Here is a 25,871-nt window from a genome sequence, read left to right as displayed (position 1 = left end):
GGTGAGCTATTTCATCGAAATCTTTTCTTTTAGCCGTTTATCATGCGGCATGTAGTTGCACAGTCAGGTGTTACCGCACCTGACTCTTTTTATTTATTCGCTAATTCTAATTATATTATACAATAACAAGTAATAAATTCCAATCCGGCGGGTGTTGACTAGGTGATACTTTTTTAAGTATAGATATTAATTAACAATCCTTTGATTTCCCCAACCACACTCAAAATATCAAGGCCCTTTTTCTCTTTATCTAAAACAGCGTTTGTTAAATCAATTAATTTACTATCAACCTCTTTGACGATCTTATAGATTTTCGTCCGGCCGCGACGATTGAAACCGCGTCGTTCTTCGAGCTGCAAGCCATTTTGGACAGCTTCGTCCATAAATTCCTTCACCATTTTTTTATATTTACGAAGATCATCAATCGTTCTAGATTCGGATAAGACTTTTCCTTGGTCTTCAATGTCTTGAACTAGTTTTGTAAGTTTTTCATAGACCATTTCTTGCCGATTTTTCCCCATTACTTCTTGGAAAGAGATACTTTCAGTTGGACCGCTTTTCTTTGCTTTTATATTATTTAGGCTGGTGTTTCCAATCTTTCGAACGTCCATTTGTTTACCGCCTTTATATAAAATTAAACTGACATCATTATATCACAAGCATTGTCTCACCAATCAATTTTACAAAAAAGGCGGCTCGAATTGATGTCGAGCCACCTCTTTGGTGTTTATTATCGTTGTAATAATTGAAGAATACCCTGTGGCAATTGGTTTGCTTGGGCAAGCATAGCTTGAGCTGATTGGTTAAGAATGTTATTCTTCGTAAACTCTGTCATTTCAGAAGCCATATCAGCGTCACGAATACGTGATTCAGCAGATGTTAAGTTTTCATTTGATGTTTGTAGATTACTGATTGTGTGCTCTAGGCGGTTTTGCACTGCACCAACCTTTGAACGCTCATCTGAGATCTTTTTAATGGCAGCATCAATTTTTACTAGAGTAGCTTGTGCATTGGTATGATCCGAAACATTAAGGTCCCCAGTACCCACACCGCATGTTGCAGCTTTAAGATCTGATAGCGTTATGTCTATTGTTTGACCACCATTTGCACCTACTTGTAATTTCTTCGCTGAAAATGTACCATCTAGAAGTTTCGTCGAGTTAAATTCAGTTTGAGTGGCGATATTATCAAATGCAGCACTTAATGCGTCAAGCTCTGTTTTTATAGCAGTTCTGTCATTCGTTTCATTCGTATCATTCGCACCCTGAACAGTCAACTCTCTCATTCTCTGAAGCATACTATGCATCTCATTCATTGCACCTTCAGCTGTTTGAAGTAAAGAAACGCCGTCCATTGCATTTCTTTCAGCTTGTGAAAGACCTTTGATTTGGCTGCGCATTTTTTCGGAAATCGCCAAGCCCGCTGCATCATCGGCTGCACGATTAATTCGTAGACCAGATGATAACTTTTCCAGATTCTTTGAAGTCATCGCTTGATTGGCTGATAGATTTCTATATGCATTTAACGCTTGGATATTATGATTAATTCTCATGTTTAGTTCTCCATTTCTACTAGATTATTTAAAATCCTTCGTCAATATATTTTGTTCATATGCGGATGAGCTTTTTCTAAATTTACTATTTTGCGGAGTGGCTCCCTTTTTCAACGCCTCATTCCAGGATGTTGAAATTGCCTGCAGAATATTTACTACCTCTTCAATTACTTTTATATCTTTTTTTAGGTTAGCTTCTATTAACTTATTTGCCATGTAATCATATAAAGCTTCAAGTTGATCGGCAATAATTCCCGCTTCATAGTTAATCCCCGCACCTAAGCGGTATAAAATATCATTTACCTTTGTTAATTTTTGATTTGCAATATCGTACGCTTTATCATTAATTGCATCTATTGCCTCTTCTAAACTGTCTATACTTACTTCATATAGAAGAGTAGTAATTTCTTGAGGTGATTTTTTAAATAGTGCTTCCTCTGTCAAAATGCCGGTCACGTCATGTGCACCTCCAGTTTCGATTTACCTGCTTTATTTATCGGCTCGAATTTTGTTGAGTTTAATAGTTTTATGAATAGTTTTTTTCCATTTCCTCGATGAGCAGCAAGATTTCGGCCATCACTTGGTAAAGTTGAGGGGGAATATTGTCTCCCAAATCCATGTCCAGCAAGTTTTCTACTAGCCTCGAGTCCTCTTGCATATGAATGTTATTTTTCTTGGCGATTTCAATGATTTGCCGGGCTACTTCACCTTTCCCGTGGGCAACAACGACAGGTGCTTTACCGGTTCCCTCTTCATACTTAATAACAGCAGCTGATGGGCCGTTCGCTTCTTTGCGTTTTTTCTGATTGTAGTATTTTGATGCAATCATATTTTGAAGTCCATCCCTTTCTCGGTAAAGACTGGTCTCAATTCCGTTTGTTGTTCTTCATTGTTGGTTGAGCTTTGCTGTCGACTAGCAATCGGAGTCATTCTTGTAAAATTTATGCTGTTAACGCTATAGCCTACCTCTTGCAGCTTTTCCTTTGTAATTGCGGCAAGTGGCTCCATTTTTTGCTTAAAGCCTGGCTTGTCATTTTTAATCGTGATTGACAGATTACGCTCCGTTGACGAAAGCATAATGCCAACGTCGCCTAGTTTTTTTGTTTCGATTAAAAAATACAGATTGCAGTTTTCCCAGTCTACTTGCTGCCCTTCCTTTTTGGAGTTCACGAACACCTGAAGATTTTCTGGCTTTTCCCCAAGTAAAAGCGGCAGACTGAAAAACATACTTTGTAAAGTGTTGCCTGAATCAGATTTGCTTAATAGTTGCTGACCGGTAAGGTTATTTAGGGCTTGTTCTGCTTGCTGAGCAATTTTCGTGGAAGCCTCATCTCCGCCAGCTAGCGCAAGTTTCATGAGCGTTGCTTTTACATTTTCCTGTTGGTTTTGATGATCCTGTCCACGTTGGGTGGAAGTTTCTTCGAATACTAAAGATTTCGCCAAGTCGCTGTCATGATTGAGGCCTAGTGACCGCACCATTTCGAACATTTGTCGGGCTGAAGGCTCTTGCCTAACATTGGACCGGGCCGTTTCATCAAAATGTTTTAAAAGCTGTTGCGATGGTGAATGCTGTTCAAGGTTTGTGCTCTCCTTTGAAACAAAATGCATCACTTTTTGTTCAGAAGGCTTGAAATTTATTTTATCTACCAATGTTTTAATGTCATAAACGATTTTTGCTGCTTCGGCATGATTGCCCTTTGCTAGCAACTTCTTTGCCTCTGCTAGTTGTGTGCTAGCTTGCATTAATTGCTTTTCCGTTTTCATATCTGTAAAAAGCATCATGTCGCTTTTTAAAATCGCATTATCAAGCTTGTTAATCGTTGTTTGCAAAATTTGCTTAGCCTGTGGATAGGCGTTTTTCTTATAAATATTTGCTAGTCGTTCAATTGTATCTAGGTTTCTAGTAATCTCCCGCTTTAATTCACGGAAGTCATGAGCTGCCTGTGCAAGCTTTTGGGTTACTTTTGTTACTAGAATATTTTTTGTTTCTAGTGGCAACGTTTGGAATTGCTCATTTTGTTCGAACTGGTTTAGAAGTTCGCTATGGACCCCTTTTGTTTCTACTGGTTGCTGCCTTGGCTCCGTATTTGCAAGTTCTTGTTCGATTTCATTTAAAGCTTTGGTTATTAGCTGGCGAGCTCCGAGTTCGCGTCCTTTGTCAAGGAGTTGTGTTGAATGTTCGACTGCATTTTCAACTTTTTCGATTGTTTTTATATCTAGGTTCGGGCTACTTGATACTTCTTTCTGTATCTGAGTAAGCGCCTGTTCAAGATTTGCCGCTTTTTGAATTTGTTTGAGTGCCTCTTTTATTAGCATGCTTGGGTTCGTTTCTTCCTTTGCAGACTCCTGATCTACAATCCCAGCAAGTATAGTGCTTAATTTTTGATTGTTGTCCTGCACTGACTCTGTTTTTTGTTGGTCAAACTGAGGTATGTTTGCGGCTTGTTCTAAAATTTTAGAAAGCCGTTCACGTCCTGCTTGATCTAATTGACTAGCTTGATTGACCATTTTTTCGATTGAGCTTTTTATTTCAGAGCCGATATCCTTATTGATTTTTAATAAGTCACGGACCACATTTGTCACTCGTTGGATGTTTGATTCGTTCTGAACTGTTTCCTTCATTTGTTTAATAGCTTGCAGAGAACGTTCGTCTTTTTCCACCAATTGCTCCTCGGCGTTTTGTAAAGCTTGGACAAGGCGCTCCTTACCGATGGATTGTAATTTTTCAGCTTCATAGGCTGCCTTCTCAATCTTTTGCGCTAATTCCCGATCAATTGCTGGATTATTTACGATTTCAGACCGAACCTTTTCAATTGCCAGCTTTAAATCTGGAGCTTTTTCAACCAATTCTCTATTTTTATGTAAAAGCTCAGTGAGCTCTTTCGCTGTTGTTTCAGCATTTCCTGTTCTTGCTGCTTTTACGATATTTTCCGTCTCTGTGCGTTTCTGAACATCATTTTGCTCATTCTTAGCTAAATCAAATTCTGGATCAATCTCTGTGGCAAGGTCTGTTAAAACCTCATTCAACGGCCTACCATGAAGGGCCTCGTGAATTGGGCGCAAATGGGATTGCGTCACTTCTAATCTTTTATTGACTAAAGCCTTTACCGTGTCTAGTTTGGCAGCAGCGCTTCCTTGTGCTTTTTCAAAAAAATCACGAAGTTCCTGAACAGCCTCTTTCGTCACAGGCATACCCTTGTCCAGTAACATTTGCACGCTTTGCTTCAACTCTGGGGTATCCTTTGCAGTAATGCCAACGCTTTGTAGCACCTTAGCGTCACTAGGCTGCGACTCCGGAGCCGGACTTTTAAGATTCTCCGCTGACATTGTTTTTACAAGAACAGACTGGTCCTTTTGACCGGTTACCTGCACTGTTACCCGGTCTTCTGCGGGGACTTGGCCTTCAAACGTGGCTTTGACTTCTTTTCCACGAATTTGAACAATTGCTTCCGTATCCGAAATGCGTTCTTTAATTTGCGCTTTATATAATTCCCCTTGCTTCAACTCAAGTGGGCGCTCCGCCTGCTGTAGCTGATTTGCAGAAAACTGATTGTTGATAATCTGCATGTTCTCCACTCCCGTACAATTTGCTACTGTTTATATCGGCTAAAGCTGGGCTTTTTAAATGGAAATTTATTGCCAATTTTGCGGGCATCGTTAAGTGAATCTTTCAAAAAGGGGATTTTGAAGTCGTAGTATTTTATAAAAAAAACAAAATTAAAAGCCCCTCGCCATATCCATCCTTGGGTAGCAAAGAGCTTCTAACTAATTAAACAATTCCAATTGTGCAGGGCTGAACAAACAGACCATTGTAAAGTATGCAGCTAACCAGCAACACACCCCACCGTCCGGCTACCCCTCAGGCGTTGAGAGGTGGAGGCTACTTAGCGCACCTGCACCCAGCCATTTTTAATGGCTACGACAACGGCTTGTGTGCGGTCATTGACGTTCATTTTTTGTAAAATATTGCTTACGTGGTTTTTAACTGTTTTTTCACTGATGTATAATGCTTCTCCGATGTTGCGATTGCTTTTACCGTCAGCTAGCATTTGCAGCACTTCACATTCGCGGCGCGTTAAAATATGTAAGGGTTTACGATATTCGACATCTTTTAACGTACCATTTGACTGGCCTCCGTCTCCTGCTGCTAAACGGCGGTATTCATTGACTAAGTTATGGGTTACTTTCGGATGCAGGTAAGATCCACCGTCCGCTACGACTTTGACCGCTTCAACAAGGGCATCGGCGTCCATTTCTTTCAACAAATAGCCTCTTGCTCCAGTTTTAAGGGCATGCGTGACATAGGTTTCATCATCGTGGATGGACAAGATTAAAACTTTTACATCCGGGAATTTTTCAACTAACTTTTCTGTTGCTTCAACACCGTTCACATGCGGCATATTAATGTCCATAACAACAACATCTGGGTGATATTGCTCCACAAGGGCCACCGCATCATCGCCATCATCACCTTCCGCAATGACTTCGAAGTTGTCTTCTAAATCCAAAATGCGTTTTACACCTTCACGAAACAACTGATGATCATCAATTACTAAAATTGAGGTACTCCCATTCACTTATAATTCCTCCTCTATATTTAAAAGACGGATTTTTCTTAGATTGATAGCTTTTTCTATTTATCTTCTTTTTCTAGTAAAGGCACATTGATGACAACCATCGTCCCTTTACCAATTGCTGATTCAAAAACAATTTCCCCTTTTAAGAGTTCAATACGCTCTCTCATCCCCACAATGCCAAAGGAATTTTCTTTTTTTACTGTTGGATCAAAGCCAATTCCATCATCTCTGATGATTAAATTCCCAAATGCATTTTTTAGTTCAATTTTCACTTGTATTTCTCTTGCTTTGGCATGCTTGATTGCATTTTGTACGGCTTCTTGGACAAGTCTGAATAGCGCTACCTCTAACCGCGATGCTAATCGCTTTTCTTCTCCTAACAAAACAAATTTTATCGATATATTATTATATTCTTCAGTTGTGGACAAGTATTTTTTTAATGCAGGAATCAATCCCAAATCGTCAAGTGCCATTGGCCTCAGATCATAAATAATTTTACGTACCTCGTACAACGCCGAGCGGACCATCAGTCGCAAATCTTTAATTTCCTTGATTCCTTCCTCCAATCCACGCTCACGTGAAACTCGTTCAACAAGCTCTGACCGTAGCATTACATTTGCAAGCATTTGGGCTGGGCCATCATGGATTTCCCGTGATAACCTTTTTCGCTCTTCTTCCTGCGCTTCAATAATTCGTAGGCCAAATTCCTGCTTTTCCTTTGCATCTGCTAATATTTCATTCACTTGCTGGAGGTCGCTACATAAATAGTTCAAAATCACAGTAATTTGGCTAACAAGGTTTTCCGCGCGCTGAACGGTTTTCTCCAATCTTTTGAGGCGAATCTCCAGCTCATTACGACGCTCTATTAGCGTTTTTTCCTTTTGGCGAATAAAGGAAAGGTTCATCTGCAAGCCATGAGCTTTTTCATAGGATTTACGAACTTCCTCTTCCGAATACTGATTGAAATTTTTGCTCACTACAGCAAGACGCTGTCTCGCCATTTTTTCCTGGGCCTGCAAACGGTCGCCTTTATCAATAACCTCGGTAACCTCCAGCTTCGTAACTAGCAACTCCTTGGTTAAAATCTCATACTCCTGCCGTGACTGCTCGCTAATTTCAATGACTTCTTTTTTACTATTTGATACAGTTTGAATCATCGAATCTAAAATGCGGTCCAACGCTTTTTCATCAAGTTTTAATGACATTTTTCCTATTCCTCCAGAAAAAGCAAGTGTAAATTTTTTCCACCCTTATATAATACACCCTGATATAATAGGATTCGATTCACTTTTTAAATTTTTGTGGGTATTTAATATAAAAATTAATCAAAATTTCCACATTTGCCGCAAAATCTACGTCCATTTATAATAAAAATGACTTAGTTTATGCAAATCCAGCATAGGGTTATGGTACGAAACTTAATGAGTAAATTTCATAAAAATTAGGAGGTAAGCAATATGCTTCTACAATATTATACCGTAAAAAAGGCCGGCGAACATGAAATTGTGATAGAAAAGTCGAAATTTGTCGCCCAATTTAAACGTGCAACAACCGAGGAGGAGGCGCAAGCCTTCATTCAAGAAATTAAAAAAAAGCATTGGAATGCTACCCATAATTGTTCAGCCTATTTAATTGGGGAGCATAATCAAATTCAAAAAGCGAACGATGACGGTGAGCCAAGCGGCACGGCAGGCGTACCGATGCTTGAGGTTTTAAAAAAGCGCGACATAAAGGATACAGTCGTTGTTGTAACTCGTTATTTCGGTGGAATCAAGCTTGGAGCTGGCGGTCTGATTCGTGCTTACGGAAAGTCGGTTTCAGAGGGGCTTAATGCAGTTGGCGTTGTGGAAAGACGGCTGATGAGAATCATCCACACAAAGATTGATTATACGTGGCTTGGTAAAATTGAAAACGAGCTGCGTGCCCATTCGGATTTTATTTTAAAGGAAATTCATTACTTGGATCGTGTTGAGGTAGAAACCTACGTCGCCGAGGAGATGAAGGAAAGCTTTTTTGCATGGATGACAGAGCTGACGAATGGACAAGCTGAGATTTCCGAAGGTGAAACGGAGTATTTGGAAACGGATGTTTGAGTGGATTTAGTGTGAGGTGGAACTTAGAGGATGACGTAGCTGAGAGGCAATTTTCTATGGAGCTGGAAGAAGTATCGGCACTGGAGCTTTAATATTGGTTGGCTGTAAAAATGTGGAAACGCGGTCAAGGAGTGATGGTCGGGCCATTTGATTGTCTGCAAAATGTGGAAATGCAGGTTGGGATCGTTGCACTTGGCTTTTGTTTGTCTGCAATATGCCAAAATGCGGACAGATATCGTTGCTCTTACCCTTTGTTTGTCCGCAATATGCCAAAATGTAGACAAAGATTCATGCTCTTGCCTTTTGTTTGTCTGCAAAATCTGAAAATGTAGACAGATATCGTTGCTCTTACCCTTTGTTTGTCTGCAATATGCCAAAATGTAGACAATGATCCATGCTCTTGCCTTTTGTTTGTCCGCAATATGCCAAAATGTAGACAATGATCCTTGCTCTTGCCTTTCATTTGTCTGCAATATGCCAGAATGAAGACAATGATCCTTGCTCTTGCCTTTTGTTTGTCTGCAATATGCCAGAATGAAGACAATGATCCTTGCTCTTGCCTTTTGTTTGTCTGCAATATGCCAAAATGCGGACAGATATCGTTGCTCTTACCCTTTGTTTGACCGCAATATGCCAAATTGTAGACAATGATCCTTGCTCTTGCCTCTCGTTTGTCTGCAATATGCCAAAATGCGGACAATGATTCATGCTCTTGCCTTTTGTTTGTCTGCAATATGCCAAAATGTGGACAATGGTCCATACTCTTGCTCCTCGTTTGTCTGCAATATGCCAAAATGTAGACAAAGATTGATGCTCTTGCCTTTTGTTTGTCTGCAAAATCTGAAAATGTAGACAGGTATCGTTGCACTTGCATTATATTTGTCTGCAAAACCTGAAAGTGCAGATAGGTTGCAATGTACATGCACAATATTTTTTGCATTTCACAGGTACATATTTAGTTTCGACAAATTTTTGTTATGTAATACTTCAAACACGGGTACACTAGTAAATACGAAATCGTAACAGTTGTGAAAATTTATGGAATGAAACTGGTTGCGGTGGAAAGTACTTGCTGCGATAGTGCTTATTTAGTGAATAAGGGAGTTTAACATATGGGTCGATACAAAAGACGGAAACGGAAAGTTACCAAAGCGTTGCTCATCATACTAGTCCCGTTGTTTATCGTTTTTGCTGGCATGGCTGCCTATGCTTCTTATTTGGCTAGCACTGCAAAAACTGTTGTTGAAGGCTCTCAGCACAAGTTAGATAGCCGCAAATTTGAAGAAAAGTCCGAATTACGTGTACAAAAAGTGGACCCCCGTGTTGACAATATTTCCATTTTATTTTTAGGAATTGACGATAGCAGTGACCATGTTTTCAGCAAAACGACGCGGACAGACGCGATGATTCTAGCTACTTTTAATAAAAAAGCAAAGTCAGTAAAAATGGTCAGTATCCCGCGCGACTCGAGGGTGGAGTTGGTTGGCAGAGGACGTATGGATAAGATTACCCATGCCCATGCCTATGGCGGCCTCGACATGACGGTGAAAACAGTCGAAAAACTGTTTGGGATGCCTGTTGATTATTACGTGCGTCTAAATTTTGATGCCTTTATTAAGATAATTGATGCTTTAGGTGGAATTGAAGTTGATGTCCCATTTAATATTGTCGAACAAAATAGCCATCGTCAAAAAAATAAAGTTAAAATCGCAAAAGGCCTACAAACATTGAATGGCGAAGAAGCCCTTGCCTATGCCCGGACACGAAAGTATGACGGTGATGTCGAACGAGGTCAGAGGCAGCAGGAAATTTTAAAAGCCATCATAAATAAAGGATTGTCGCTACGATCGGTTATGAAGTATGGGGATGTCATTGAAAGCGTTGGCGATAATTTGACGACCAATATGAGCTTTGATGAGATGCTTGCCTTTCATGACTACGCCTATGCAGGTAAAAATATTGATGTTGAAATGATGAAGCTAAAAGGAAAGCCTGCCCGCATTGACCGACTTTATTATTATCTGCTGGATGATGAAAACTTGGAAGAGGTAAAAACAAAATTCAAGCAGCACTTGGAATGGGATGGAACGGAGACGGCTGACAAGGATGGTAGTGAGGGTGGAACGGCAGATGAGGATGCTGGTGAGTAGGAAATGTCATTTTAATATAAGAAGCTGTCAAGTACGGACAGCCCTTGTGTTCCCACATCTGCCTTCTAGTTATCGTTTATGCTATTTTTTACGTTCAGCAAGCGCTAGGATGCGGCTCTAGTTACCGTTTTTCCTCTTGTTTACGTTCGACGGGCACTAGGATGCGGCTAAAGGGAACGCAAACCCTTCTTGCGTTCCCTTTAGACCTACTTGAGATTAGAGTTCGGATACGTGAGAGTGGCTTGCGTTCCTGTTAACCTACTTGAGACCGGAGTTCGGGCACGTGAGAGTGGCTTGCTTTCCTGTTAACCTACTTGAGACCGGAGTTCGGGCACGTGAGAGTGGCTTGCGTTCCCGTTAACCTGCTTGAGACCGGAGTTCGGGCACGTGAGAGTGGCTTGCGCTCCCATTAACCTACTTGAGACCGGAGTTCAGGTACGTGAGAGTGGCTTGCGTTCCCATTAACCTACTTGAGACCAGATTTCAGGCAAGCGAACTCAGCTTGCAAGCCTGTTTACCGCCATAAAGGAGAATCCGGGTGTTAAACACATATTATTAATGCAAAAAAGGTTGTCCAATTTATTGGACAACCCTTTTTGCATTTAATTATAAAATTCCTCAAATGAATCCAAAATAGCTTGAGCTACCTTTTGCTGGAAATCATTTGATTTAAGCAATGCTTCTTCTTTTGGATTTGAAATAAATGCCATTTCGGCTAATATCGCAGGCATATCCGTTTCCCGAATAACATGCAAGCTTTTGTTATTTGAACCGCGGCTCACAGTACCCAGCTCTGCTGTTAATTTTTTAATCGCAATATCTGAAAGCTGTTTACTTTGCTGCCAGCTTGGATTTTTACCAGAATGATAATAGGTCGTTGTGCCTGATGATGTAGCTTTAAATGCATCTGAATGGATGCTTACAAAAGCATCTGCATCGTGATCTTTGGCAATTTTTACCCGACCTGCTAATTCTACAAAGGTATCATTTGATCTTGTTAAAGTAACTTCTGCACCTGCACTTCGCAATACATCAGCTACTTTAAGTGCTACAGCTAAGTTTACATCTTTTTCTTTCGTGCCTCCTGGTCCTTTTGCACCTGGATCTTGATTCCCATGGCCGGCATCAACAACGATTCTTTTACCCTGTAAGCCGCTGCTTAGTAGGGTAACTCTAACATCCTTTGCTGTATGGCGTACGACAAAATTATAGCCAGGATTAAAATAAATACGGATGGCAGAGCCGCTATATTCGATTCGATTAATAGCTGGATGGGAGGCATCCCATTCATCAACATGAGAAGCATTTGTTGAAATTTCCACCCCACCGGAAATCAATTTGTGGGATGTTGTAACGGAGCCAACTTTTGTCCAAGTCAACCAAGCTCGGGTACCGTCATACTTTTCAAGAGCTGGTGAGCTAAGTGTAGTATACGCTTGCTGATTCACTTGCATTGAAATATAACCTGTGTGAACATAGCCCCACATACCATTATATTTAATGTGTGCCCATGTACCTTCTATATCATAAATCAAAATTTCCTGACCTTTAGCTAATGCACCTAATATTGGTGAATTTGCATCTGCACTTTCACGAACGTTTAACGAAGTTGCTGTTACCTTGCCTTTGATTGTATCTTTGTCTGTTGTTCCAACCTCGTCTTCAATAACTGGCGGTTGTACATTTCCTGATGTTGATTCTTCACGACCGCTGTTTACAGTTTTTCGCTCAATAATTACTTTTCGCTCTTTTTCAAGCCATTTCACATCCGCACCGTAACTCTCTGCAAAAAAGCGAAGTGGTATAACCGTGCTGGTTTGTACGATTGTAGGTGCAGCGTCGAGTGTTAATGTATTATTATTTACAGTTACTTTCTTATTATCAATCGTTAATACTACTTTTGTACTCGAATCAGTTGCAACAACTTGTCTAGTGTCGTTCAACCACTTTACATCGATGCCAAGATTCTCTCCAATCCCGCGAAACGGTACTAGTACCCTACCGTCAATGACAGGTGGTGCAATTGGGAGTTTTAATAATTGACCATTAACATAGACTGAAATATCCTTTAATGAAGAACTAGCAGTGCTTGCGCTAGTTTTGTTGGATGTATTCGTTGCAATCGGTGTATTGGATGCATTAGCTGTGCCTGACCCTTTTGCATCCTTTGTAGCTTCTGTCTGCTTCGTTGCAGTGGATGCGTTTGATTGGTTAGATGCGTCTGATTTGTCTGTTATGTTCGTTGGTTTGTTTGCTGTATGTACTTGGATGTAGGAACTATGAACAAATCCATCGCCAATTTTCGAGGATATTTCTAGCCAGTCACCAGTTCTCGAAATAATTTGAACTTCATCGCCATTTTGTAATTTCCCCAAGATTTCCCCTTGAGTTGAAGGGGATGTCCTTACGTTTAAATTCCCCTCTACTGCTACTTGCCCTACTTCATTTGCACTTGCAGACTTCATTGGCACCGACAATAAAGCCAATAAGATGAGAAAAGAGCAAATAACAAAAGATATGGGCGATCTCCTCAACATTAGTCTATCTAATCCCCCTTCTATACTAGTTATTTACTATTTAAACTGTAATAGTTTACTAGAAGAATATCAAGGTAATTTAACCAAATTACAACAATTTGGGACAAATGACATGGTTTTGTCATGAAACTGAAATTTTTGTATTATTGCCTCGGAAATATTGTCAGATTGCTGGGCGGAAATTTGCTAGTTTTTGCGTGGGAATGGCCAGTAAATGTTGGGTGTAGGCTTGGTTTCGTGGAATGCTGCGGTGTGGGGCATGGCTCTTCTTCGGGAATTACGGGGATGCGGGGATTAAACGCATATGATCTTTCTTTCGGACTACTCTGACCAAATTTCGGGGGGGGGGCACTGTCCGATTGATGCCTTCTCTCGGACTCTACATCCGGCAAAGCTCATTGCTCTGTCCGATCGGCTCCTTCTCTCGATCTCTACATCCAGCAAAGCTCATTACTCTGTCCGATTGGTGCCTTCTCTCGGACTCCGCATCCGGCAAAGCTCATTACTCTGTCCGATTGGTGCCTTCTCTCGGACTCCGCATCCGGCAAAGCTCATTACTCTGTCCGATTGGCTCCTTCTCTCGGACTCCACATCCAGCAAAGCTCATTACTCTGTCCGATTGATGCCTTCTCTCGGACTCCACATCCGGCAAAACTCATTGCTCTGTCCGATTGGTGCCTTCTCTCGGACTCCGCATCCGGCAAAGCTCATTACTCTGTCCGATTGGCTCCTTCTCTCGGACTCCACATCCGGCAAAACTCATTGCTCTGTCCGATTGGTGCCTTCTCTCGGACTCCGCATCCGGCAAAGCTCATTACTCTGTCCGATTGGCTCCTTCTCTCGGACTCCACATCCGGCAAAACTCATTACTCTGTCCGATTGATGCCTTCTCTCGGTCTCTACATCCGGCAAAGCTCATTGCTCTGTCCGATTGATGCCTTCTCTCGGACTCCTCGGACTAAAATCCGACCAACTCTATCCGAAAAAATGCATCACCTTGCATAGCACAAACAAAAAAATAGCAGAAACAATTAGTTCTGCTATTTTTGTTTACCAATCATTATGTTATTTTTCTAACAGGCTAATCACTTTTTTCGCCGTTTCATTGGCTTTTTGCTGTAGTGGAATCGCCTTATTCTCTAATATTTCAATCTGTTTGCTGCGTTGGGTTAATTGCATGCCCATCAATTTATATAAATCATCCACTGTCCATTCCTCATCGACGTGGCCGATTAATGGCTGGCCGACTTGTTTAATGAATGCATCAATTTTCGGGTCGTAGGACACACCAACCATTGGTGTGTGGGCAAGTGCCGCGAAAATTAGAGCGTGAAGCCTCATCCCAAGCAACAGCGATGAATCGCCGATTACTGAAACCTTTTCTTCAATGGAAGCATCGTATGGAAAAATAGATACCTTATTTTTCATTGCTCCTGCTATTTCCCTTGAAAATACATCATCATGTTCACCATGCATCGGCAATAATACGACAGGATAGCCGACTTCAACAAAGCGGTCGAGCACCGCAACAATCTTTTCCTTAAACCCCGCAAATCCTGGTGAAGTCCAGTCCCGGATGGCAACTGTGATAAACGACTCCTCTTCACTGCCCCCGACAATGCCCTCTTGCTCCAACCAAGCTTGATTCAAGCCTTCCTTATATTCCATGCCCATCACTGGGTCGGGAACGAGTTCAATTTCCCGACCTATACGAAGGTCCCTTAGCAAATCAAACGAATCCTGATCCCGCACAGATAAAAATTGCGCTTTTGAAAGAGCATTTTTAACGAGCTTTCTTGAGATTGATTGATCAAGGGGCCCAATCCCTTGTGCGTAAACAAAGAATGGTTTCCGTAACAATCGCGCCATCATCATAACGCCTGTATAATACGGAACACTTTTCAGACCGGTTTTGTCCTGCAAGAGGCTCCCGCCACCGCTAATTAAACCATCAGCAGCCCCAATCGCTTTAAAAACCTGACCAAGCTTCCAGCGGTTTACGGCATCAACACCGTATGTTTTCTTTGTATAGTCCGGATCATTCGATAGAACTGTTATTTCGATATCACTTTTCTCATTCCGAAGTGCTTGAATAATCGCCTGTAAAATTGCTTCATCACCGACATTATGGAATCCATAATAGCCAGACAACACAACTCTCATATGATAACCTCACTTTACAGCCTCTCCTGAATCTTCGGCCATAATTTTTTACCAAACTTATACAAGTAAATCAACACTATTCCAAGCGCTGCGCCGAACACAAAACCATAAACAACACGCAATAACGAAATGTAAATTGGAATATGCAAATGTGTAAATGTATTCACGGTTGATAAAAATCCAATCGCTCCGCCGGCTAACAAATACTTACCGATACGTTGTTCCCAGCCTTTGCCTACGTAAATAATATACATCGCTAAAACTAAAATTGGGTACCCAATTAAAAATTCCTTCGTACGTGGACGGACGAATAAAATGTCCTCCAGTTTTTGGCGTAATATCATCTCAGTACCTGATACCATCTCGCCCGCATCGTTTCCAGAACGCATGACCAAAATTCCCATTGCTACTGCAATCACTCCAATAATGATGAAGTGATAATTGCGGACAACCGACATGGCCAAATCTTTAACATGGTCACGAATGACGTGTAAGAATGTTAGGGCAATCGGTAAAATAAATAACAGTTTGACTCCTCTAAATTCATCAATTTTAACAAGGAATGTGTTGCCGTACAACAGCGACATTACAAACCAAGCGCCAATCATGGCAATCACGACCCCCTTTACAAACTTGAGCACGATTTCTTTTTTGCTATGAATAAATTCGCCGCAAATGGAAGCCCATGTGGCTGCAACGATGGACACAATCAAGGCCGCCCCTTGTAAAAATAATGTTGCACCTGTAACGAAATAACCGGCTGGAAAAACCAACAATGCTCCGAATGTTAATAAGGCAATTTTTTCAGAAACCATCAAAGCAGCTAGTCCAACGAATGCTGCTACACCGATAAGTCCTGCCATCGTTCCCCATTTTGGAGCCTGTAAAATATCAAAAGACTCTGCAACGCCGATTTTATACTTATCCGCCATTTGCTTTGTGATGGAGTCAATGTTTTCCACAGACACTTTAAATGATTGATCTGCTGTAATAATTTCTTCTTCCAACTTTTTGATATCCGCTATATGGAGGAAAAGCCCGCGAATATTACGTTCTTTCACCGCACGGGTTGCACGATCTGTGTAGTCTCCTCTTCCGTCAAAAAAGTCAAGACTGTGGAGACGAACAATTTTGTTGCCAAACTCCCTTGCATACGTTTCTTCGCCCTTTTGCTTGCCAAATTCGATGGTCATCAACACAAAGCCTTCATTTTTAAACCGCTTCGCAAACTGTTCATCATCTTTTAGCTTTAAATCTGGATGTGGTGTAACTCCAAGCATTTCATTGCCTGTAAAAACAATCTTATGACCGCCAAATTTATCTTGCAGCTGCTTCATTTGATCTAACACAAATTCATTATCTTTATTAATATTGTTGCCAATTCGAAAAATCGGCTCAAAGCCATAGGAAGCATATTCTGCAATCAAATCTTCATCAAAACCGATTGGTCTTGTCAAAATTGGATTCGGTACAGAGCCCATGCCACGGGCAAGCTCCTCTTTGTTCAAACCTTGGATAAAGTAAACAGATTCACCACGAAGTACCGGCAATTCATTTACCTTTTCAATTCGGTCGCCGAATGATTTTACAATCGCATCTTCCCAACGGTCATCTAAATCATTGCGAAGTAAAATATAAAGCCCATTCTCCCTAGAATATAACAACTTTTCTCGTGTAGCCTCATCTTTATTTTGGACCATTCCCAATAAGTCGCTTCTTGTCAGCGTCATGATTTGTCCTTTTTTCTCAAGGTCTTGAATACCTGTTGGTTCAAACGAAATTCCACGGACACCGTGATCATGCAATGTCGTTAGGATTGTTTTCGTATCAAGTCCCCGGTCAGCTAGCGCCCGGATTTCCTCAACTGGTACAATCATTTCATATGTATCATTTTTCCATTCAACTTTGGCACGATTATAAATGAGTGGTGCTGTCAACAATATCGATAGTACGACGATGGCCATTAATGCTTTTTTCAAAAGATTTACATCCCTTCTTTGAGGTATTTGAGAAAATTATAATATATGAGCTTGTCCAACAAAAATTTTTCAAACGAAAAAGGAAAGCTGCAGCCAGCTCTCCCCTTTCCCCATACTATTTTAGCATTAGCTGAAGGTTTTCCTCCATCTGCTCCTATAGTCAAATACGCCTCGGCGTATTTGTGCCCAGATTTTATCGAGCTTGCTCGATAAATTACCTCTAAAAAATCTGAGGCATCCGCCGGAGGCTTTAACTTCATTCAGTAGGGTACAAACCCTACTGAATGAAGTTAAATTGATCTTTTTCCATGTGTAACGATTTTAATTTTTCTAAAGAAGTTAAGCATTGGGCGATAATTTTCAGACACAAGTCCAATACGTTCCGCCACAAGCTGAACTGTTAGAAGTACAACCGCAATAATCAGCGTTGCAACCCATAATGTTGAATGGGAAAGCAACACAGCAGCGATTCCGAAAAATGCGCTCATCGCATAGATGATTAAAACCGTTTGACGGTGTGAGAAACCTAAGCGCAATAAGCAATGGTGCAAATGCGACTTATCCGGTGCTGTTAAAGGCTTTTTATTCACAATACGACGAACAATCGCAAACAATGTATCAGAAATTGGTACTCCAAGAATAATAATCGGTAAAATCAAGGAGTAAAGCGTAATACTCTTGAAGCCAAGAATCGAAATGACGGAAATCATAAACCCTAATAAAAGTGCGCCTGTATCACCCATGAAAATCTTCGCAGGGTGGAAATTGTAGAGTAAAAATCCTAATGTACTTGCTAATAAAATTGTTCCAAGAACAACAACGAATGCATCCCCCATGAACATCGCCATTGCGGAAATCGTAATTAACACGATGGAAGAAACACCGGCAGCAAGTCCATCCAGACCATCAATTAAATTAATTGCATTGGTAACTCCAACAATCCATAGCAATGTAAATGGTATGCTGAAATAACCTAAATCAATAGATACACCAAATGGCAGGTTAATCATTGGAACTTGAACGCCTGCATAAATGACAACAGCTGCCGCTAAAATTTGCCCTAGTAGCTTTAGCTTTGGTGAAATTTCAAAACGGTCATCAAATATACCTGTAATGACAATTATAGTGGCCCCTAGAATAATTGGCCATGTTGCAATATAATCGTCAACAGGCTTGGCTATCGCAAAACCAATCAACATACTAATGTAAATAGCTAAACCGCCTAAGCGCGGCATAATTCTTTGGTGTACTTTGCGCTGGTTTGGTTTATCTATAGCGCCAATGGCAATTGCCAATTTTTTCACGAGAGGTGTTAGAGCAACCGAAGCTAAAAAGCATATAATTGCTGTAATCAATAACATCATATTTGCACTCCCCAGACATTTGTCTCTACTATATCCTATCTTTTTTTACAAATTTGTCCTTTATTCCCTATAATAGTTCGTCTTACATACAAAACAAATTATACCACAACTCCATATAGTGGGTAGCATTTTTTACAACAAATCATAGTTTTGCGACTTCCATTTACTATAGAGTATCTCAATTGTGCCGTTGTAATTTGTGAATATAGCGTCCAATTACTGGTAATGACTGCAATTCCTCTCTACTCAAGCCTTTTCCGACGATTACGATCGCTGCATAAACAATCACACCGATAGGAATGATAACAACTAAATAGAGTAAAGATTGAAGCCGCGACCAGTCGGTAGCTGTAAAAAATAACATAGGCGCAAAAACTACTAGACCCATTATAATACTTGCTCCAACAAATACAAGAGTTTCTTTTCGCCAAATGTTGTAATTTGTCGTTTGAAAGATAAACCATATATTGAATATAGTTAGTAGAACATAAATAAGAAGAGTAGCGTACGCCGCCCCCATAATGCCTGCCTGTGAAACAAATAAAAAGTTAAGAACACCCTTGACAACTGCACCGCCAACAATAATCCAAGCAGCTAGCCGAGATTTGTTTAATCCCTGTAAAATACCTGTTGTTAGTACCGTAAGTGATGAAAAAACAGAGCTTAAGTTGATGATTGCCACCACATCACTGCCTTGAAAATCCATGAATAACGCCCGGTTGACAGGCAATGTTAAGGCAACAAGTCCAAGTGTAGCCGGCCAAGAAACTAAATGTGCATATTTTAAAGAACGAACGATATAAGAATTGGCAGCTTCCACATCATTTTGGGCCATCGCTTTTGTGATGGTTGGGATTAAAGGTAGAATAACCGCACTGGAAAAGACCGAAGCAATTCCAACAAGCGATAAGCCTCTGCGATAAATACCTAATTGTTGTTGTACCTCCGCGCTATCAGCCCCCATCCAAGCTAACCCGTGTGGAATCGTTACTGAATCGACAAGGTTTAAAAGCGCCATCGTCAACGACCCAATTGCAATCGGAATGGAAAGCGCTAAAATTCTCCTCGCCCACTGCCTAAATATATTCATGGAAAATGATTTCATTCCAGAAGGACGAGCCTTGAATTTCATAAAGAGAACGCGCAAATAAATGAGAGAAAAAAGTGCTCCAACCGAGGAGCCGACCATCACACCACCGGCAATGGTTTCATTCGATTCTTTTTCCATCACTAAAAAATAAGCAATCCCAAGAATGAGCGCCACCCGTACAAATTGTTCAATAACCTGCGACACCGCCGTCGGCTTCATATCTTCAAAGCCTTGGAAAAAGCCGCGATAAACGGCCATGTATGGTGCAATCAAAAGCGTAAAGGAAACGATTAAAACAGATGGACGCGTAAATTCCCCGCCCAACATAATCGAAATCGGCTTTGAAAAAACATACATAATGACAAAGCTGAAGACGCCAAATAAAATTGCAAGCAAGCTGGCTGAATGAAAAATATCGCCAATCTCATGCTCGCGATTTGCGCCGCGGGCTTCAGAAATAAGCTTTGAAATGGCAATTGGAATACCGGCAACCGATAAAATTAAAGCAATCATATAAACCGGGTAAACGAGTCCAAAAATACCAAGCACCTTGTCACCGGCAATGTTTTGCAATGGAACCTGAAAGATGCTGCCGATAAATTTTGAAATAATCGTTGCCAGTGTAATAATTAATGTACCTTTTAAAAATGAAGACTGGGCCATACTGGGTTAACTCCTACCTGTTAATTTTTGGCCAACTACCTTGAGGGCAAAATGCGGTAATGCCAGCATTCGGCGCCACCTTGAAGGCTGTTTAAGCAAGCGGTAAAACCATTCTAGGTTTAATTTTTGCCAAAATTCAGGAGCACGCTTGACCGTCCCGGCAACCACATCAAACGAGCCGCCAACACCGATAAACACTCCTTTTTCAACTTCATCCATGTTCTCGGCGATCCATTTTTCCTGCTTTGGTACACCCAAGGCAACAAGAATCAGGTCCGGCTTTGTTTCTTTTATTTCATTTATAATAGCCGGGTCCTCCCAATTAAAAAAGCCATGATGGTAGCCGGCAATGGTCAGGTTGGGATATTCGTTCTTGATCGTCTGGACCGCTTTTTCAATCGTTTCCTCCTGGGCGCCAAGCATGTAAAGCTTTAGTTTATGTTCATGTAAAACCGTCAACAAATTGCGCATCAAATCATAACCCGCTACCCGTTCCGGCAAAGGTTGTCCAAGAATTTGCGCCCCTTTTACAACGCCGATGCCATCAGCGGTCACATAATTTGCTTTATCAACATACTGCTTGTACGTTGGATCCTCCAGCGCCTTCATCACAATTTCCGGGTTTGCCGTAACAACAAAGCCCTTTTGGTTGGTAAGCATGCGCTGTGTCAACCGCTCAACCATGTCCTTCATCGTTGTATGTATAAAATTCACACCTAATATCGAGACAAATTTATCTTCCATTATATATTCACCAACTTCATTTAATTTCGATTAGAATGATGTGGCATTCGTTCCACTATCGGAGCGAATGGGCACGCGCCATCTTAATCGACATTTCGATATAATTCTACATTGAACTATATCAAAAAGGGGGGGAAAAGGAAATAACTTCGGAGTGGTTAATTGGATTTCATGCGTTGGTAGAGCAGAATCGGGGTGGTATTCAGACTTGGGCTGCCTTTTTACGGTTACTTACATTGGGCGGTGCGAATCGGGGTAGCTTTCGGAATGCTCTATCCAATTATTCCTCGCTCTTTTTGCTCGCTCTCGGACTTGGTTGCCCGTTTTCTACCTTATTCTGTCCGTTTGGGCCTCGCTCTCGGACTCAGTTACTCTTTTTCTACCTTACCCTGTCCGTTTGAGGCTCGCTCTCGGACTTGGTTGCCCGTTTTCTACCTTGTTCTGTCCGTTTGAAGCTCGCTCTCGGACTTGGTTGCCCGTTTTCTACCTTGTTCTGTCCGTTTGGGCCTCGCTCTCGGACTCAGTTACTCTTTTTCTACCTTACCCTGTCCGTTTAGGCCTCGCTCTCGGACTCAGCTACTCTTTTTCTACCTTACCCTGTCCGTTTAGGCCTCGCTCTCGGACTCAGCTACTCTTTTTCTACCTTACCCTGTCCGTTTAGGCCTCGCTCTCGGACTCAGTTACTCTTTTTCTACCTTACCTTGTCCGTTTGGGTCTCGCTCTCGGACTCCCTTGACAACATCCCTGACCCCAGTGTCCGAATCATACCTCCATTTGAACCGCTTGAAATATAAGCGAATCTTCTCCCACAGAAAAACCCCTCCACAAACCACGTTGCGGAGGGATTTTTTTAAAATTAATTCGCACTTAGCTTAATCACACGTTCCATAAACGATGAGAACTCTGCTCGTGTTGTTGCCTTAGATGGTTTGAAGCTGCCATCGGCATAGCCGCCTGTGATGTTATTTGCAGCAAGTGCTTTAATTGATTTGATAGCCCAATGATTTGCAGTAACATCAGTAAATGTTTTGCTTGATTCACCTTTTAATTTATAAGCACGCGTTAAGATCGTTGCCATTTCAGCTCTTGTCAGCTTTTCTTCTGGTGCGAATTTCCCTGCTTCTTTACCAGTGATAATACCGGCCTCAGCAACAGCTTTGATGGCCTTATAGGCGTAATGTGTATTTTTCACATCCGTAAACGGATAAGCTTTATCCGCAGACTCTGTTAGCTTGAATTCACGGGCAATCATCGCAGCTACCATTGCTCTCGTAATTTCAGCCTCCGGTTTGAATGTTCCATCATCATAGCCTTTGATGATGCCTCGATTGCTTAAAAATGCAATGGATTTATAAGCCCAATACTTGTTTGAAACATCCTTAAAAGAAACACTTGGAACAGTTCCGTTTCCTGGAGTCGTTCCAGTTCCAGTGCCTGTACCGGCGCCATTACCATTTCCTGTGCCAGTTCCTGTATTCGCTTGTGGCGTAGGAGCTGGATGATTGCTTACATAGGCTGATTGTAAGCCATCAAAATAAATCGCGCCTTTATTTTGCATGTCTTTTACAGCTTCAGCAACATATATACGATCAAATTTCAATGGAAGTGTAAGACCTGTAGGAATTTGGGCACGAACGTACTTCCAGCCTGTCCAATTTAAACCATGCTCTTCTGTAAAATTAATCGTCTGCTGTTTGCCTGTGCCATCGATGATATGGGCACGAACCCAATGGTTTGCACCATCACCTTTTACCCATACACCTAATTCTTTAGGGTAGCCTTTCAACTCAATCGGAGTCTTTGTACTTGCATAAGCAACTTTTATGCCTTCAACATCTGTTGTAAAATCATAAGAAAGCTTCAATGCATTTTTACCTTCTTGAACATTGCCATTTCCTGTAGCCAACTCTACCGTAGCATTTGCGTTCGCTGATTCAGCAGACCAATTGGTCAAAGATTCAAAGCCGTCAACTAACACTGGGTCCACGCCGATTTTTACAGGAATGGATGCTGTGACTTTTTCAAATTGAGCAATAATGTTACCTGATGCTTTTTCAGTGCCTGCTGTAAATTTACCATCTGCAGTGATTGTACCAATATTACCGTCGACAGACCACTTAATGACAGATTTATCAAAAATGATTGGCTCTCCGCCGTTATAAATGGCATTCGCTGTCAATTGAATGGATTCGTTAGGACCTACCACAACTGACTTCGGTTGAATTTCAATTTTGTCTACTTTATCGATAACTGATACAGGCACTTCGCCACGGGCACCATTGTAATTAGCGATTATTTTTCCAGTACCGGCATTTCCCGCTGTAAATGTCATGCCATTTACGGAGCCGATATTGCCTTCAGTTGATAATGTAATATCACCTGCATTCACTTTAACCGGGTTTAAATATTGGTCAAGCGCATATTGTAGGCCTAATTGAACCGGTGTACCTTTTAAAATTTTTCCTTTTGGAATTGATAGTTTAAGAGTTGCCGGCTCGCTTGTAGGCGCAGAACTAATGACTTGAAGAACAGAAGAAACCTTGCGCTCTGTCCCTTCAGATGGGCTATTCACCAATTTTGGTTGGAAATTTCCCAGCTCGCGGACAGCCATTGCCGTTGAGCCGCCGCCATCAAGATTGATAGCATTATAGGCACCCAGCGAAATTAAATAGTTGGCCACTTCCCGTAATGTTGCGCCATTGCTGTATCCGTTTTGTCTACCATCAACAGTTAGTAAAAAGACCTTGTCTCCCGCTTGATTCATCGCAATTGCTGTACGCGGTTGAAGCGTTTTGGCAAATGCCTGACTTTCATCCATTGATATCGAAACCTGTCCATTTTTCACTAGCTGCGGACCTGTTCCGATTACATATTGTGCATCCTGCCAAACGTCTCCAAGGGAAACCTTAAGGTCTACTGAATCACCAACTTGGACATTGGCTAGTTTATCGCTCCATGCTTTACCATGGGCGGAAATAACAAATCCATTGGAAGGAATCGCTGCATTACCGCCCTCTCCAAATCTCGTAATCTTTGAAACTGTACCCGTCATCGTCTGCCCAATAGTAAGATCTGATGCTGACGGTGAAACATCTGTAATGACAATTTCAGTTCCATATTGATTCGTACCTGTTGATTGCTTTGGAGATTTATAAAGATGAATCGCGTTTTCACCGCGCTCACCATTAATTTTATTTATATTGATAGCATTGCCGCCGAGGTTAGCAATCATTTCAAGCTTGTAGCGGTCAATCACAGCTTTACCGTTACGATTGATACCAAAAGCAATCGGCTCATTCGTTGGGCTCGTCGGCCCTTTTAAACCGGACACACCGATGTTGATTAATTTATTATCCATGGCAATAAGATTTACCGGTGCCTTCCCTGCCATATCAAAAAAGCCCGCATTCGTAGCCCCTACAACAAAGTGCCCTTCATAATTATTTTGAGTGGCCCGGTTTGAAACTGTCCCTACCGCAGTTAGCGGATTGGGTATACTTACTTCTAATGAAGTATACGGATCATTCAAATCAATGTTTAATAGATTAACAGCCCGGTTGTACCCTCCATTATATTTCTGTTCTGTATATGTAACTCCAGGTGAAATTTTTGTACTTTCATCACTTAATTTCGTTCCAAAGGCAAATGCTGCACTTCCAAAGCTCTGAAAGACTAGTACAGTCGACAGTAGAAAGGCAGACACATTGCGTTTCAAATGTTTCATTACATCCTCTCCCTTATATTATGTAAATCTACAAGTCTATGTTTTTTTACCTAGTATTTCAACCAATACACGATAAACTTGGCCCACTCTGTTAAAACAATTTGCTGCTTTTCGGAATCCTTCCACCAGTCTTTGAGACTATCGATGCGTTCATCCGGGGCATTGGCATAAGTAAGCGTAATATTGGTGTCTTCGAATACTTTGTCAAAAATAAACTTGCTTCTTTTTGAATGCCAATTGGTTGTAACAACAATTGCAGATTTGTAATTGTTCTTGAGCAATAGTTTTTTAGAATAAACAGCATTTTCATAAGTGCTTCTTGAGTCTGTTTCTTCCATGATTGCCTTTGGCGGAACACCAAGTTCGAGCGCCAGAGACGTCATTTCTTCAACAGCCTTTGTTCGCCAAGAAAGATCTGTTCCATCTGAAAAAAGCAATGTATCCGCTAGGCCCTGATCATAAAGCTCGACAGCCTTTTTTGTTCGCTCCCCTTTGATTTCCCCGCCGAGAACGATGATGACATCACTTTTTTTCACGGTTTCATCGGCAATTAAAAAATCCGCCATCGATTGTAACAACGGATTTTTAACGATAAAACCTACTATTAGTAAAAATAATAAAACGCCAAAGAAAAACTTTGCCTTTCTCATTTACTTTCTGTGCCCACAGACTTCATTTGTAATATAATGTCCTGCACCATTTCCTTTGGGTTATTTATAATCGATTTTTCACCTTTTTGATAAGCTGTTTGCATGATCGTTAATAATTCTTTTTGCTCTAACGGGCGTAATTTCGTTCCATTCATTCTATCTATCACCTTCAATTCTATTATTTTAGTAACATAGCATTTTCTTTCGACAATCTCAAACATAGCTTAAAACTTAAAAATTATCAAACCCGCAAAAAAGGACAAAAGTATAGAGGGGCAGGCGGGAAACCTGTCCCTATGATGAATTTGGCCTTATTTTACTGAACTGGCATCATTCTACTTATATATAATTCGACAAAGTCTCGCAATTTTTGTCCGTTTCATTATAACACATCTGTAAAATATTGTCTTTACAGGATGGAAGTTTATTAAAATTGTAATATTTGGGGCTAACCATGCCAGTAAGCCTTACCCTCGACGTTTTTGTTTTAACCGTAAACCATTCTGCACAATAATACCTCCATATATTAGCAGTTATATTGAAATTTATATTATAATGGAAGGATAGGCTTAGTTGGTTATTGCC

19 protein-coding genes are annotated in these 25,871 nt (G+C 41.1%); 2 read left to right on the top strand and 17 right to left on the bottom strand.

Annotation, left to right across the window (positions count from 1 at the left end):
- Positions 1 to 173: 173 nt before the first annotated feature.
- The 7 genes from ACNQFZ_RS13415 to ACNQFZ_RS13385 form a co-directional block, all read right to left on the bottom strand.
- A complete protein-coding gene (locus tag ACNQFZ_RS13415; protein WP_458411846.1) occupies positions 174 to 611 on the bottom strand; it encodes a YaaR family protein in 438 nt (145 codons plus the stop codon).
- Positions 612 to 730: 119 nt separating this feature from the next.
- Positions 731 to 1,552: a flagellin N-terminal helical domain-containing protein gene (locus ACNQFZ_RS13410; protein ID WP_458411845.1), complete on the bottom strand. Its 822-nt coding sequence runs from the start codon at positions 1,550 to 1,552 to the stop codon at positions 731 to 733.
- Positions 1,553 to 1,576: 24 nt separating this feature from the next.
- Entirely contained in the window at positions 1,577 to 2,008 is a 432-nt protein-coding gene (gene fliS, locus ACNQFZ_RS13405; protein ID WP_458411844.1) for a flagellar export chaperone FliS, read from the bottom strand.
- A gap of 70 nt (positions 2,009 to 2,078) precedes the next feature.
- Positions 2,079 to 2,381: an EscU/YscU/HrcU family type III secretion system export apparatus switch protein gene (locus ACNQFZ_RS13400; RefSeq protein ID WP_458411843.1), complete on the bottom strand. Its 303-nt coding sequence runs from the start codon at positions 2,379 to 2,381 to the stop codon at positions 2,079 to 2,081.
- Entirely contained in the window at positions 2,378 to 5,119 is a 2,742-nt protein-coding gene (locus ACNQFZ_RS13395) for a hypothetical protein (protein ID WP_458411842.1), read from the bottom strand. The genes ACNQFZ_RS13400 and ACNQFZ_RS13395 overlap by 4 nt, the downstream gene beginning before the upstream one ends.
- Positions 5,120 to 5,436: 317 nt before the next feature.
- Entirely contained in the window at positions 5,437 to 6,129 is a 693-nt protein-coding gene (locus ACNQFZ_RS13390) for a response regulator (RefSeq protein ID WP_458411841.1), read from the bottom strand.
- 56 nt (positions 6,130 to 6,185) lie between these two features.
- Positions 6,186 to 7,334 carry a sensor histidine kinase gene (locus tag ACNQFZ_RS13385; RefSeq protein WP_458411840.1) on the bottom strand — a complete coding sequence of 383 codons (1,149 nt, stop codon included), beginning with the start codon at positions 7,332 to 7,334 and terminating at the stop codon, positions 6,186 to 6,188.
- A 252-nt stretch (positions 7,335 to 7,586) separates the two neighbouring features.
- Between ACNQFZ_RS13385 and ACNQFZ_RS13380 the strand changes: the two genes are divergently transcribed.
- Positions 7,587 to 8,222: a YigZ family protein gene (locus tag ACNQFZ_RS13380; RefSeq protein WP_458411839.1), complete on the top strand. Its 636-nt coding sequence runs from the start codon at positions 7,587 to 7,589 to the stop codon at positions 8,220 to 8,222.
- Positions 8,223 to 8,681: 459 nt separating this feature from the next.
- On the opposite strand, the gene ACNQFZ_RS13375 is transcribed toward ACNQFZ_RS13380, so the two are convergent.
- Positions 8,682 to 9,026: a hypothetical protein gene (locus ACNQFZ_RS13375; protein WP_458411838.1), complete on the bottom strand. Its 345-nt coding sequence runs from the start codon at positions 9,024 to 9,026 to the stop codon at positions 8,682 to 8,684.
- Between the two features lie 308 nt (positions 9,027 to 9,334).
- Between ACNQFZ_RS13375 and ACNQFZ_RS13370 the strand changes: the two genes are divergently transcribed.
- The gene (locus ACNQFZ_RS13370) at positions 9,335 to 10,372 is read left to right on the top strand and encodes an LCP family protein (protein WP_458411837.1); all 1,038 of its coding nucleotides are present in this window, start codon (positions 9,335 to 9,337) and stop codon (positions 10,370 to 10,372) included.
- 602 nt (positions 10,373 to 10,974) lie between these two features.
- On the opposite strand, the gene ACNQFZ_RS13365 is transcribed toward ACNQFZ_RS13370, so the two are convergent.
- The 9 genes from ACNQFZ_RS13365 to ACNQFZ_RS13325 form a co-directional block, all read right to left on the bottom strand.
- Positions 10,975 to 12,837 carry an N-acetylmuramoyl-L-alanine amidase gene (locus tag ACNQFZ_RS13365; RefSeq protein WP_458411836.1) on the bottom strand — a complete coding sequence of 621 codons (1,863 nt, stop codon included), beginning with the start codon at positions 12,835 to 12,837 and terminating at the stop codon, positions 10,975 to 10,977.
- A 1,137-nt stretch (positions 12,838 to 13,974) separates the two neighbouring features.
- A complete protein-coding gene (gene csaB / locus ACNQFZ_RS13360) occupies positions 13,975 to 15,072 on the bottom strand; it encodes a polysaccharide pyruvyl transferase CsaB (RefSeq protein WP_458411835.1) in 1,098 nt (365 codons plus the stop codon).
- Positions 15,073 to 15,086: 14 nt separating this feature from the next.
- Positions 15,087 to 17,051: a DUF5693 family protein gene (locus ACNQFZ_RS13355; protein WP_458411834.1), complete on the bottom strand. Its 1,965-nt coding sequence runs from the start codon at positions 17,049 to 17,051 to the stop codon at positions 15,087 to 15,089.
- 290 nt (positions 17,052 to 17,341) lie between these two features.
- Positions 17,342 to 18,412: a glycosyltransferase family 4 protein gene (locus tag ACNQFZ_RS13350; protein WP_458415387.1), complete on the bottom strand. Its 1,071-nt coding sequence runs from the start codon at positions 18,410 to 18,412 to the stop codon at positions 17,342 to 17,344.
- 181 nt (positions 18,413 to 18,593) lie between these two features.
- The gene (locus ACNQFZ_RS13345) at positions 18,594 to 20,168 is read right to left on the bottom strand and encodes a putative polysaccharide biosynthesis protein (RefSeq protein WP_458411833.1); all 1,575 of its coding nucleotides are present in this window, start codon (positions 20,166 to 20,168) and stop codon (positions 18,594 to 18,596) included.
- A 6-nt stretch (positions 20,169 to 20,174) separates the two neighbouring features.
- A complete protein-coding gene (locus ACNQFZ_RS13340; protein ID WP_458411832.1) occupies positions 20,175 to 20,912 on the bottom strand; it encodes a WecB/TagA/CpsF family glycosyltransferase in 738 nt (245 codons plus the stop codon).
- Between the two features lie 856 nt (positions 20,913 to 21,768).
- Entirely contained in the window at positions 21,769 to 24,636 is a 2,868-nt protein-coding gene (locus ACNQFZ_RS13335) for an S-layer homology domain-containing protein (protein WP_458411831.1), read from the bottom strand.
- 50 nt (positions 24,637 to 24,686) lie between these two features.
- Entirely contained in the window at positions 24,687 to 25,286 is a 600-nt protein-coding gene (locus ACNQFZ_RS13330; RefSeq protein WP_458411830.1) for a YdcF family protein, read from the bottom strand.
- Positions 25,283 to 25,441 (bottom strand): hypothetical protein, encoded by a 159-nt coding sequence (locus tag ACNQFZ_RS13325; protein ID WP_458411829.1) that lies wholly within the window; start codon positions 25,439 to 25,441, stop codon positions 25,283 to 25,285. The genes ACNQFZ_RS13330 and ACNQFZ_RS13325 overlap by 4 nt, the downstream gene beginning before the upstream one ends.
- Positions 25,442 to 25,871 lie beyond the last annotated feature (430 nt).

The organism is Schinkia acidoalkalinis (genome assembly GCF_054301215.1).
The sequence above is the reverse complement of the archived record's forward strand: the minus strand, read 5'-3'. Positions and strand labels throughout refer to the sequence as shown.

Coding starts and splice junctions, on each gene's coding strand:
- ACNQFZ_RS13415 (WP_458411846.1), bottom strand. CDS start 611: ATGGACGTTCGAAAGATTGGAAACACCAGCCTAAATAATATAAAAGCA.
- ACNQFZ_RS13410 (WP_458411845.1), bottom strand. CDS start 1,552: ATGAGAATTAATCATAATATCCAAGCGTTAAATGCATATAGAAATCTA.
- ACNQFZ_RS13400 (WP_458411843.1), bottom strand. CDS start 2,381: ATGATTGCATCAAAATACTACAATCAGAAAAAACGCAAAGAAGCGAAC.
- ACNQFZ_RS13395 (WP_458411842.1), bottom strand. CDS start 5,119: ATGCAGATTATCAACAATCAGTTTTCTGCAAATCAGCTACAGCAGGCG.
- ACNQFZ_RS13385 (WP_458411840.1), bottom strand. CDS start 7,334: ATGTCATTAAAACTTGATGAAAAAGCGTTGGACCGCATTTTAGATTCG.
- ACNQFZ_RS13380 (WP_458411839.1), top strand. CDS start 7,587: ATGCTTCTACAATATTATACCGTAAAAAAGGCCGGCGAACATGAAATT.
- ACNQFZ_RS13370 (WP_458411837.1), top strand. CDS start 9,335: ATGGGTCGATACAAAAGACGGAAACGGAAAGTTACCAAAGCGTTGCTC.
- ACNQFZ_RS13365 (WP_458411836.1), bottom strand. CDS start 12,837: ATGAAGTCTGCAAGTGCAAATGAAGTAGGGCAAGTAGCAGTAGAGGGG.
- csaB (WP_458411835.1), bottom strand. CDS start 15,072: ATGAGAGTTGTGTTGTCTGGCTATTATGGATTCCATAATGTCGGTGAT.
- ACNQFZ_RS13350 (WP_458415387.1), bottom strand. CDS start 18,412: ATGTTATTGATTACAGCAATTATATGCTTTTTAGCTTCGGTTGCTCTA.
- ACNQFZ_RS13345 (WP_458411833.1), bottom strand. CDS start 20,168: ATGGCCCAGTCTTCATTTTTAAAAGGTACATTAATTATTACACTGGCA.
- ACNQFZ_RS13340 (WP_458411832.1), bottom strand. CDS start 20,912: ATGGAAGATAAATTTGTCTCGATATTAGGTGTGAATTTTATACATACA.
- ACNQFZ_RS13335 (WP_458411831.1), bottom strand. CDS start 24,636: ATGAAACATTTGAAACGCAATGTGTCTGCCTTTCTACTGTCGACTGTA.
- ACNQFZ_RS13330 (WP_458411830.1), bottom strand. CDS start 25,286: ATGAGAAAGGCAAAGTTTTTCTTTGGCGTTTTATTATTTTTACTAATA.
- ACNQFZ_RS13325 (WP_458411829.1), bottom strand. CDS start 25,441: ATGAATGGAACGAAATTACGCCCGTTAGAGCAAAAAGAATTATTAACG.